Origin of the sequence: Shigella flexneri 2a str. 301 (assembly GCF_000006925.2) — a bacterium.
Lineage (GTDB): Bacteria > Pseudomonadota > Gammaproteobacteria > Enterobacterales > Enterobacteriaceae > ECMA0423.
In genome coordinates this window covers 46,536-57,520 of the sequence record NC_004337.2, presented here as the reverse complement: position 1 = coordinate 57,520, position 10,985 = coordinate 46,536, and the positions used below count along the sequence as shown (strand labels likewise).

The following is a 10,985-nucleotide window of genomic DNA, read 5'->3' as shown; positions in this document are numbered from 1 at the left end:
TTATCAGGCCTACAGTTTAAAACTTATTTAAACCCTTTCTGCTGCTTTATCAGCTCATATGCCTGCTGAATTTCCTGCGCTTTCTGCTTCGCCATCTCCATCATCTCAGGCGGCAAACCTTTCGCCACCAGCTTATCGGGATGGTGTTCACTCATCAGCTTACGGTAGGCACGTTTGATGGTGGTCGCATCATCCGTCGGCTTCACGCCCAGCACATTACAGGCATCTTCCAGCGTCGGGCCACGCTGCGCTTGCTGCCAGTTACCACCGCCAGATTGCTGCTGATAACCGCCGCCAAACTGTGCACCGCCCTGCATCATGCGCAAAAACTGGTCAAACTGGGCGCGGGAGATCCCTAATTCTTCAGCAATGACATACAGCACCGCCCGTTCATTCGGGTGCAGTGAACCATCAGCAAACGCCGCCTGAATCTGGATCTCCAGAAACATACGAATTAAGTCAAAACGACCAAAGCAGACACTGCGAAACTGGCGCATCTTTTCGCGCAGCGGGTAATTATCTGATTTTCCCACCCGGAACGCGTTTTGCGCCGCAGTACGGGAAGCGCCATGAAGGTTCATTCGGTCCATCAACTGGCTGGCGATATGAATATCAGCCTCCGTGACGCGACCTTTGGATTTGGTTAAATGCCCCATCACTTCAAAAGTGGTGGCAAAAAACAGCGCCTGACGCTCACGCTGGTTGGCGAACCACGCCATTTTACGGCTACGGGCTTTATCAAACATATGGCCAATTAACAGGCCTAACACTACGCCCCAAAAGCCGCCGCCCATCAGTAAGGCCACGGCCACGCCAATGATTTTTCCCCAATACTGCATATATTCCCCAAATCGACACACGGATATCAGGGCTATCTCCCACAATATAAAGGTGCTTTTACCGTTTTCCGGCTGCGGTCAATTGTGGGACATCGCCTATAATTTGCATTATCATACCTGTCATTCAATGCCGTGCCTAACACCACTGACGCTATTCGGACAGGATTAACACTAGCGTAGAGATGACGAGTACGTTAGTCTCTGACCGTTTGTCACGCGCAACGTTACCGATGATGGAACAATAAAATCAACGTATGAAAAAACGTATCCCCACTCTCCTGGCCACCATGATTGCCACCGCCCTTTATAGTCAACAGGGACTGGCAGCCGACCTCGCCTCACAGTGCATGTTGGGCGTGCCAAGCTATGACCGTCCTCTGGTACAGGGCGATACCAATGACTTACCCGTGACTATCAATGCTGACCACGCGAAAGGGGACTACCCGGATGACGCCGTGTTTACTGGCAGCGTGGATATCATGCAGGGTAACAGCCGTCTGCAGGCCGACGAAGTGCAGCTCCATCAAAAAGAGGCACCAGGACAACCGGAGCCGGTACGTACCGTTGATGCGCTCGGTAATGTCCATTACGACGATAACCAGGTGATCCTCAAAGGGCCGAAAGGCTGGGCGAATCTGAACACCAAAGATACCAACGTCTGGGAAGGTGATTACCAGATGGTGGGTCGCCAGGGTCGCGGTAAAGCGGACCTGATGAAACAACGTGGCGAAAACCGCTATACCATTCTGGATAACGGTAGCTTTACCTCCTGTCTGCCGGGTTCTGACACCTGGAGCGTGGTAGGTAGCGAAATTATTCATGACCGCGAAGAACAAGTTGCTGAGATCTGGAACGCCCGCTTTAAGGTGGGTCCGGTACCGATCTTTTATAGCCCCTATTTGCAGTTGCCGGTGGGTGACAAACGTCGCTCTGGTTTCTTGATCCCGAACGCCAAGTACACCACCACCAACTACTTTGAGTTCTACCTGCCATATTACTGGAACATCGCGCCAAATATGGATGCCACCATCACGCCGCATTATATGCATCGTCGTGGCAACATCATGTGGGAGAACGAATTCCGCTACCTCTCCCAGGCGGGCGCTGGCTTGATGGAACTGGACTATCTGCCTTCAGATAAAGTCTATGAAGATGAACACCCGAACGATGACAGTTCACGTCGTTGGTTATTCTACTGGAACCACTCCGGGGTCATGGATCAGGTGTGGCGTTTCAACGTCGACTACACCAAGGTCAGCGATCCTAGCTACTTCAATGATTTCGATAACAAGTACGGTTCCAGTACTGACGGCTACGCAACGCAAAAATTCAGCGTTGGCTATGCGGTGCAAAACTTCAATGCCACCGTTTCAACCAAGCAGTTCCAGGTTTTCAGCGAACAGAACACCAGTAGCTACTCGGCAGAGCCGCAGTTAGACGTTAATTACTACCAGAATGATGTTGGTCCGTTTGATACGCGTATTTACGGCCAGGCAGTGCACTTTGTTAACACCAGAGACGACATGCCTGAAGCAACCCGTGTTCACCTGGAACCGACCATCAATTTGCCGCTCTCTAATAACTGGGGCAGCATCAATACCGAAGCGAAGTTTCTGGCAACCCATTATCAGCAAACCAATCTTGACTGGTATAACTCCAGAAACACGACCAAGCTGGACGAATCCGTTAACCGCGTAATGCCGCAATTCAAAGTTGACGGCAAAATGGTCTTTGAACGCGATATGGAAATGCTGGCTCCGGGTTATACCCAAACGCTGGAACCGCGCGCGCAGTATTTGTACGTGCCGTATCGCGATCAGAGCGACATCTATAACTACGACTCGTCTCTGCTGCAATCTGACTACTCTGGCCTGTTCCGGGACCGGACTTACGGCGGTCTTGACCGTATTGCCTCCGCTAACCAAGTGACGACCGGTGTCACATCTCGCATATATGATGATGCTGCCGTTGAACGTTTTAATATTTCCGTTGGTCAAATCTACTATTTCACGGAGTCTCGCACTGGCGATGACAACATAACATGGGAGAATGACGACAAAACGGGCTCACTGGTGTGGGCAGGCGACACCTACTGGCGTATCTCCGAGCGTTGGGGATTGCGTGGCGGGATTCAGTACGATACACGTCTGGATAACGTAGCGACCAGTAACTCCAGCATTGAATACCGTCGGGATGAAGACCGTCTGGTACAGCTGAATTACCATTACGCCAGCCCGGAATATATTCAGGCTACGCTGCCTAAGTACTATTCCACTGCTGAGCAATATAAGAATGGTATTTCGCAGGTAGGTGCTGTCGCCAGCAGGCCAATTGCCGATCGTTGGTCCATTGTTGGGGCCTACTACTACGACACCAATGCGAACAAGCAAGCCGACTCTATGTTAGGTGTGCAATACAGCTCCTGCTGCTATGCAATTCGCGTCGGTTACGAGCGGAAGCTGAACGGTTGGGATAACGATAAACAACATGCGGTATATGACAACGCAATCGGCTTTAACATCGAACTTCGCGGCCTGAGCTCCAACTACGGTCTGGGTACGCAAGAGATGCTGCGTTCGAACATTCTGCCGTATCAAAACACTTTGTGATTTGTTGATTTACCACGTAATCCGCAGTGCGGTTAATTGAAATGGAAAAAGTATGAAGAACTGGAAAACGCTGCTTCTCGGTATCGCCATGATCGCGAATACCAGTTTCGCTGCCCCCCAGGTAGTCGATAAAGTCGCAGCCGTCGTCAATAACGGCGTCGTGCTGGAAAGCGACGTTGATGGATTAATGCAGTCGGTAAAACTGAACGCTGCGCAGGCAAGGCAGCAGCTTCCTGATGACGCGACGCTGCGCCACCAAATCATGGAACGTTTGATCATGGATCAAATCATCCTGCAGATGGGGCAGAAAATGGGAGTGAAAATCTCCGATGAGCAGCTGGATCAGGCGATTGCTAACATCGCGAAACAGAACAACATGACGCTGGATCAGATGCGCAGCCGTCTGGCTTACGATGGTCTGAACTACAACACTTATCGTAACCAGATCCGCAAAGAGATGATTATCTCTGAAGTGCGTAACAACGAGGTGCGTCGTCGCATCACCATCCTGCCACAGGAAGTCGAATCCCTGGCGCAGCAGGTGGGTAACCAAAACGACGCCAGCACTGAGCTGAACCTGAGCCACATCCTGATCCCGCTGCCGGAAAACCCGACCTCTGATCAGGTGAACGAAGCGGAAAGCCAGGCGCGCGCCATTGTCGATCAGGCGCGTAACGGCGCTGATTTCGGTAAGCTGGCGATTGCTCATTCTGCCGACCAGCAGGCGCTGAACGGCGGCCAGATGGGGTGGGGCCGTATTCAGGAGTTGCCGGGGATCTTCGCCCAGGCATTAAGCACCGCGAAGAAAGGCGACATTGTTGGCCCGATTCGTTCCGGCGTTGGCTTCCATATTCTGAAAGTTAACGACCTGCGCGGCGAAAGCAAAAATATCTCGGTGACCGAAGTTCATGCTCGCCATATTCTGCTGAAACCGTCGCCGATCATGACTGACGAACAGGCCCGCGTGAAACTGGAGCAAATTGCTGCTGATATCAAGAGTGGTAAAACGACTTTTGCTGCCGCAGCGAAAGAGTTCTCGCAGGATCCAGGTTCTGCTAACCAGGGCGGTGATCTCGGCTGGGCTACACCAGATATTTTCGATCCAGCCTTCCGTGACGCCCTGACCCGCCTGAACAAAGGTCAAATGAGTGCACCGGTTCACTCTTCATTCGGCTGGCATTTAATCGAACTGCTGGATACCCGTAATGTCGATAAAACCGACGCTGCGCAGAAAGATCGTGCATACCGCATGCTGATGAACCGTAAGTTCTCGGAAGAAGCAGCAAGCTGGATGCAGGAACAACGTGCCAGCGCCTACGTTAAAATCCTGAGCAACTAATGGTTAAAACCCAACGTGTTGTGATCACTCCCGGCGAGCCCGCCGGGATTGGCCCGGACTTAGTTGTCCAGCTTGCACAGCGTGAGTGGCCGGTCGAACTGGTTGTTTGTGCCGATGCCACTCTCCTTACCGACCGGGCAGCGATGCTCGGTTTGCCGCTCACCCTCCGCCCTTATTCCCCCAACTCCCCTGCACAACCGCAAACTACGGGCACATTAACGCTACTTCCTGTCGCGCTACGTGAATCTGTCACTGCGGGGCAGTTAGCGATTGAAAATGGGCATTACGTGGTGGAGACGCTGGCGCGAGCGTGTGATGGCTGTCTGAACGGTGAATTTGCTGCGCTGATCACAGGCCCCGTGCATAAAGGCGTCATTAACGACGCAAGCATTCCGTTTACCGGTCATACCGAGTTTTTCGAAGAGCGTTCGCAGGCGAAAAAAGTGGTGATGATGCTGGCGACCGAAGAACTTCGCGTGGCGCTGGCAACGACGCATTTACCGCTGCGCGATATCGCAGATGCTATCACCCCTGCACTTTTGCACGAAGTGATTGCTATTTTGCATCACGATTTGCGTACAAAATTTGGTATTGCCGAACCGCGCATTCTGGTCTGCGGGCTGAATCCGCACGCGGGCGAAGGCGGTCATATGGGTACGGAAGAGATAGACACCATTATTCCGGTGCTCGACGAGCTGCGGGCGCAGGGGATGAAACTCAACGGGCCGCTGCCTGCCGATACCCTGTTTCAGCCGAAATATCTCGATAACGCCGACGCCGTGCTGGCGATGTACCACGATCAGGGTCTTCCCGTGCTAAAATACCAGGGCTTCGGGCGCGGTGTGAACATTACGCTGGGCCTGCCCTTTATTCGCACATCAGTGGACCACGGCACCGCGCTTGAACTGGCGGGACGTGGCGAAGCCGATGTCGGCAGTTTTATTACGGCGCTTAATCTCGCCATCAAAATGATTGTTAACACCCAATGAATAATCGAGTCCACCAGGGCCACTTAGCCCGTAAACGCTTCGGGCAAAACTTTCTCAACGATCAGTTCGTGATCGACAGCATTGTTTCTGCCATTAACCCGCAAAAGGGCCAGGCAATGGTCGAAATCGGCCCCGGTCTGGCGGCATTGACCGAGCCGGTCGGCGAACGTCTGGACCAGCTGACGGTCATCGAACTTGACCGCGATCTGGCGGCACGTCTGCAAACGCATCCATTCTTAGGCCCGAAACTGACGATTTATCAGCAGGATGCGATGACCTTTAACTTTGGCGAACTGGCCGAGAAAATGGGTCAGCCGCTGCGTGTTTTCGGCAACCTGCCTTATAACATCTCCACGCCGTTGATGTTCCATCTGTTTAGCTATACTGATGCCATTGCCGACATGCACTTTATGTTGCAAAAAGAGGTGGTGAATCGTCTGGTTGCAGGACCGAACAGCAAAGCGTATGGTCGATTAAGCGTCATGGCGCAATACTATTGCAACGTGATCCCGGTACTGGAAGTTCCGCCGTCAGCCTTTACACCACCACCCAAAGTGGATTCCGCCGTCGTGCGCCTGGTCCCTCATGCAACGATGCCTCACCCGGTTAAAGATATTCGCGTGTTGAGCCGCATCACCACCGAAGCCTTTAACCAGCGTCGTAAAACCATTCGTAACAGCCTCGGCAACCTGTTTAGCGTCGAGGTGTTAACCGGAATGGGGATCGACCCGGCGATGCGAGCGGAAAATATCTCTGTCGCGCAATATTGCCAGATGGCGAACTATCTGGCGGAGAACGCGCCTTTGCAGGAGAGTTAACGATGATCAATTCGCCCCGAGTGTGTATTCAGGTTCAAAGCGTCTACATTGAGGCACAATCTTCACCTGATAATGAACGTTACGTTTTTGCTTATACCGTAACCATACGCAATCTGGGGCGAGCGCCAGTGCAGTTGTTGGGGCGTTACTGGCTGATCACCAATGGCAATGGCCGTGAAACCGAAGTCCAGGGCGAAGGAGTGGTTGGCGTCCAGCCACTTATCGCGCCTGGCGAAGAGTACCAGTACACCAGCGGTGCAATCATTGAAACCCCGCTGGGCACCATGCAGGGTCACTACGAAATGATCGATGAAAATGGCGTCCCTTTCAGCATCGACATTCCCGTATTCCGACTCGCCGTTCCCACACTCATTCATTAAAAGAATATGGCGACATACCTTATTGGCGACGTTCATGGTTGTTACGATGAACTGATCGCATTGCTGCATAAAGTAGAATTTACCCCCGGGAAAGATACCCTCTGGCTGACGGGCGATCTGGTCGCGCGCGGCCCGGGTTCGCTGGATGTTCTGCGCTATGTGAAATCCTTAGGCGACAGCGTACGTCTGGTGCTGGGCAATCACGATCTGCATCTGCTGGCGGTATTTGCCGGGATCAGCCGCAATAAACCGAAAGATCGCCTGACACCGCTGCTGGAAGCGCCGGATGCCGACGAGCTGCTTAACTGGCTGCGTCGCCAGCCTCTGCTGCAAATCGACGAAGAGAAAAAGCTGGTGATGGCCCACGCAGGGATCACGCCGCAGTGGGATCTGCAGACCGCCAAAGAGTGCGCGCGCGATGTAGAAGCGGTGCTGTCGAGTGACTCCTATCCCTTCTTTCTTGACGCTATGTACGGCGATATGCCAAATAACTGGTCACCGGAATTGCGGGGGCTGGGAAGACTGCGTTTTATCACCAACGCCTTTACCCGTATGCGTTTTTGCTTCCCGAACGGTCAACTGGATATGTACAGCAAAGAATCGCCGGAAGAAGCCCCTGCCCCACTGAAACCGTGGTTTGCGATTCCTGGCCCTGTCGCTGAAGAATACAGCATCGCCTTTGGTCACTGGGCATCGCTGGAAGGCAAAGGTACGCCGGAAGGTATTTACGCGCTGGATACCGGCTGCTGCTGGGGTGGGTCATTAACCTGCCTGCGCTGGGAAGATAAACAGTATTTTGTCCAGCCGTCGAACCGGCATAAGGATTTGGGCGAAGCGGCGGCGTCTTAAACACAGCCTGATACAGGAAGGCCGGATAAGACGCGACCGGCGTCGCATCCGGCACTAGCCGTAAATTCTATACAAACTTACCGCCGCTCCAGAATCTCAAAGCAATAGCTGTGAGAGTTCTGCGCATCGGCGTCGTGGAATTCGCTGAATACCGATTCCCAGTCATCCGGCTCGTAATCCGGGAAATGGGTGTCGCCTTCCACTTCTGCGTCGATATGCGTCAGATACAGTTTTTGCGCTTTTGGCAGGAACTGCTCATAAACGCGACCGCCGCCAATCACCATGATTTCTGGTACGTCACCACACGCCGCAATGGCTTCATCCACCGATTTCACCCACGTTACGCGATCGTCCGTACCCGGTTGACTGCTGAGGATAATATTTTTGCGTCCTGGCAACGGACGACCGATTGATTCCCAAGTATGGCGGCCCATAATCACGGGTTTATTTAAGGTGTTGCGTTTAAACCAGGCGAGATCGGCAGGCAGGTTCCACGGCATGGCGTTTTCCATGCCGATAACGCGATCTACCGCTAACGCCGCAATCAGACTGATCATTGAGATTTCCCGATAAAAAAATTGTCGCCACTATACGTAAAGCGTAAACCGTCGTCGACTGGTGCGAGGATGATGTTGAGGAAAATTTTATATTCTGCTGGCGAGTCCACGCTCTCCCCCTGGACTCGCCGCATTACAATGAAACAAAAACAAACAGTTAGCTGTAAAGTGTGATTTACGTCACTCTTTATTAAGATGAGGGTTTCGTTTCCGGTTCATCCGCCATGTTGCCGGTATGTTTACCTTCTTCTGTTCCCTGCCAGCCATGTCGTTGAATTAATGACAGATGTTCGCGGTCCTCGGTGATGATCTCACTTAACATCGCGCTGGTGCGTTTATAGACCGCCGCGCGGGCTTTGGTGTCATTCTCAACCATTGCCATCTCTTCCACCATCTGAATATTAAAGCGGCGGAACACATCGGCACGTTCTCGCGCTTCATACGGCCCCAGACCTAAACTTTCCAGCGCCAGACGCCCGGTTTTCAGCGCACCTTCAAAGGTTTCACGCTCCGGCTTTTCAACGCCTGCCTGACGCAAACGAATGTAGTGATCGACATCGCGGGCGCGGGCAATAATCTGCAAATGCGGGAAATGTTCTTTCACCATCTCCGTCAGTTGCAGGTTGGTTTGCGGATCGTCAATAGCGTTAATCAGCACTTCCGCTTTCGCCGCTCCGGCAGATTCCAGTAAATCCATCCGCGTGGCATCGCCATAAAACACTTTCATACCAAATTTACGCAGCGTTTCGATATGGTCCGGATCGTGATCGAGCACCACCATTTTCACCCCGCTGGAGAGCAGTAAACGTCCGGTAATCTGTCCAAAACGACCGAATCCGGCGATAATCACGCGCGGCTGTTCTTCATCGATCTCATCGGCTTCACGCGCCTCCTCCGTAGAAGATTGCTCAAGGCGATTGAGGATCACCAGCAGAATCGGCGTTGCTGCCATCGACAGCGCCACCGCCAGGGTCAGCGATTTCGCCCACTCCGGCTCCAGCACATTCGCCATCTGCGCCGCACCAAATACCACAAAGGCAAACTCACTGCCCTGCCCTAACAACACCGCAAACCAGCGACGCTGTTTATTTGGCACCTGCAACGGTCGGGCAATCAGCCACAGCATGGCGATTTTGATGATGAGGAAACCGAGCAGCAAAATGACAATGCGCAATGGGTTTTCAATCAGCGTGCCAAAGTCTATCGACATGCCAACACCGATGAAAAACAGCCCCAACAGCAAACCTTTAAACGGTTCGATATCGCTTTCCAACGCATGACGGTATTCCGAGCTTGCCAGCAGTACGCCCGCCAGAAACGCGCCCATCGCCATCGACAAGCCGACCTCTTCCAGCAGCAAACCAAAGCCAAACACAAGGAATAACGCCACGGCACTAAACACTTCCCGCAAGCCAGAGCGGGCAACAAAACGCAGCGCCGGACGCGTAACATAGCGCCCCAGCAATACCACCAGTACCAGCGCACCCGCCACTTTTAACGCCGAGAGAGCAAATGCGCCCATCGTCGTCGAGGCACTGCTCGCCGCCAGTAGCGGGATCATCGCCACCAGCGGGATTGCCGCGATATCCTGGAACAGCAGCACTGCAAAGGCACTGCGGCCCATTTGCGTCACCATCAGATTGCGTTCATTCATCGCCTGCATGGCAATCGCCGTTGATGAGAGCGCCAGCGTCATACCGATCAATTCCGCGACCTGCCAGCGCAGCCCAAGTAACATACAGAACAGCCCCAGCAGGCCACCGCAAATCACCATCTGCAATGCGCCACCGCCGAACACTGCCGCACGCAGCTTCCACAGCCTTTGTGGATCGAGTTCGAGGCCGATAATAAACAGCATCAGCACCACCCCAATCTCGGCAAAGTGCAGAATAGATTCGGCATCGGTCACCAGTCGCAGCCCCCACGGGCCAATAATGCAGCCGGCGATCAGGTAGCCAAGTACCGATCCCAGACCAAGACGTACCGCAATGGGTACAATCAGCGCCGCCGATCCGAGGTAGATCAGCGCCTGAACCAGCGTATGACTATCCATGATGGGCCTCCTGCCATTCCAGCAGACGTTGCTTATAGTGGCGCGCCTGCCCTTCGAGGGTTTCGTCGTCACAAATAAAGGTGCAGTGCATGGCAAACGGTGGCAGCCAGTTCAGCCCGCAGTAGATTGCCGTCGCCTGTAGCGGCTGCGACAGCACATCAAAGCCCGGATGCGCACCAATTTCAAAATGGCTTTCCCCGCCGCCGGTCGTCACCGCCCACAGCAAATGTTTGCCATGCAGCGCCGTGCCGCCGTGACCGTAAGCCCAGCCGTGCGACAAAACTTTATCGATCCAAAGTTTAAGAAGCGGAGGAATGCTGTACCACTGCATCGGGTGCTGCCAGACGATCAGATCGGCGCGAGAGAGCGCCTCCTGCTCGGCGGCAATATCGATATTGAAGTCAGGATAGAGTTGATAAAGAGAGCGAATTTCGACGCCTTCCAGCGTCCTTGCCTGTTCAAGCATCCGTTTATTCGCATGGGAATGATGCGGATACGGATGCGCATAAATGATGAGGATCATAGTTATTAGCCCGCGTGTTTACGCCTTTG

Annotated in this window: 10 protein-coding genes; 6 read left to right on the top strand and 4 right to left on the bottom strand. The window is 53.3% G+C overall.

The window, feature by feature from the left end:
• Positions 1 to 23 precede the first annotated feature (23 nt).
• Positions 24 to 839, bottom strand: a complete 816-nt coding sequence (gene djlA, locus SF0052) for a Dna-J like membrane chaperone protein (protein NP_706011.2) — start codon at positions 837 to 839, stop codon at positions 24 to 26.
• Positions 840 to 1,093: 254 nt separating this feature from the next.
• Between djlA and imp the strand changes: the two genes are divergently transcribed.
• From imp to apaH, 6 genes are read left to right on the top strand one after another with little or no spacing between them, the layout of a single operon-like run.
• Entirely contained in the window at positions 1,094 to 3,448 is a 2,355-nt protein-coding gene (gene imp / locus SF0051; RefSeq protein ID NP_706010.1) for an LPS assembly outer membrane complex protein LptD, read from the top strand.
• A 52-nt stretch (positions 3,449 to 3,500) separates the two neighbouring features.
• Positions 3,501 to 4,787: a peptidyl-prolyl cis-trans isomerase SurA gene (gene surA / locus SF0050; protein NP_706009.1), complete on the top strand. Its 1,287-nt coding sequence runs from the start codon at positions 3,501 to 3,503 to the stop codon at positions 4,785 to 4,787.
• A complete protein-coding gene (gene pdxA / locus SF0049) occupies positions 4,787 to 5,776 on the top strand; it encodes a 4-hydroxythreonine-4-phosphate dehydrogenase (RefSeq protein NP_706008.1) in 990 nt (329 codons plus the stop codon). The genes surA and pdxA overlap by 1 nt, the downstream gene beginning before the upstream one ends.
• On the top strand, positions 5,773 to 6,594 hold the full coding sequence (gene ksgA, locus SF0048) for a 16S ribosomal RNA methyltransferase KsgA/Dim1 family protein (protein ID NP_706007.1): 822 nt from the start codon (positions 5,773 to 5,775) through the stop codon (positions 6,592 to 6,594). The genes pdxA and ksgA overlap by 4 nt, the downstream gene beginning before the upstream one ends.
• Positions 6,595 to 6,596: 2 nt before the next feature.
• A complete protein-coding gene (apaG, locus tag SF0047; protein NP_706006.1) occupies positions 6,597 to 6,974 on the top strand; it encodes a CO2+/MG2+ efflux protein ApaG in 378 nt (125 codons plus the stop codon).
• A gap of 6 nt (positions 6,975 to 6,980) precedes the next feature.
• Positions 6,981 to 7,823, top strand: a complete 843-nt coding sequence (apaH, locus tag SF0046; protein ID NP_706005.1) for a diadenosine tetraphosphatase — start codon at positions 6,981 to 6,983, stop codon at positions 7,821 to 7,823.
• 77 nt (positions 7,824 to 7,900) lie between these two features.
• On the opposite strand, the gene folA is transcribed toward apaH, so the two are convergent.
• From folA to yabF, 3 genes are all read right to left on the bottom strand, one after another.
• A complete protein-coding gene (gene folA, locus SF0045) occupies positions 7,901 to 8,380 on the bottom strand; it encodes a dihydrofolate reductase (RefSeq protein ID NP_706004.2) in 480 nt (159 codons plus the stop codon).
• 190 nt (positions 8,381 to 8,570) lie between these two features.
• The gene (gene kefC, locus SF0044) at positions 8,571 to 10,433 is read right to left on the bottom strand and encodes a glutathione-regulated potassium-efflux system protein KefC (RefSeq protein ID NP_706003.1); all 1,863 of its coding nucleotides are present in this window, start codon (positions 10,431 to 10,433) and stop codon (positions 8,571 to 8,573) included.
• Positions 10,426 to 10,956 carry a glutathione-regulated potassium-efflux system ancillary protein KefF gene (gene yabF, locus SF0043; RefSeq protein NP_706002.1) on the bottom strand — a complete coding sequence of 177 codons (531 nt, stop codon included), beginning with the start codon at positions 10,954 to 10,956 and terminating at the stop codon, positions 10,426 to 10,428. The genes kefC and yabF overlap by 8 nt, the downstream gene beginning before the upstream one ends.
• Between the last annotated feature and the right edge of the window lie 29 nt (positions 10,957 to 10,985).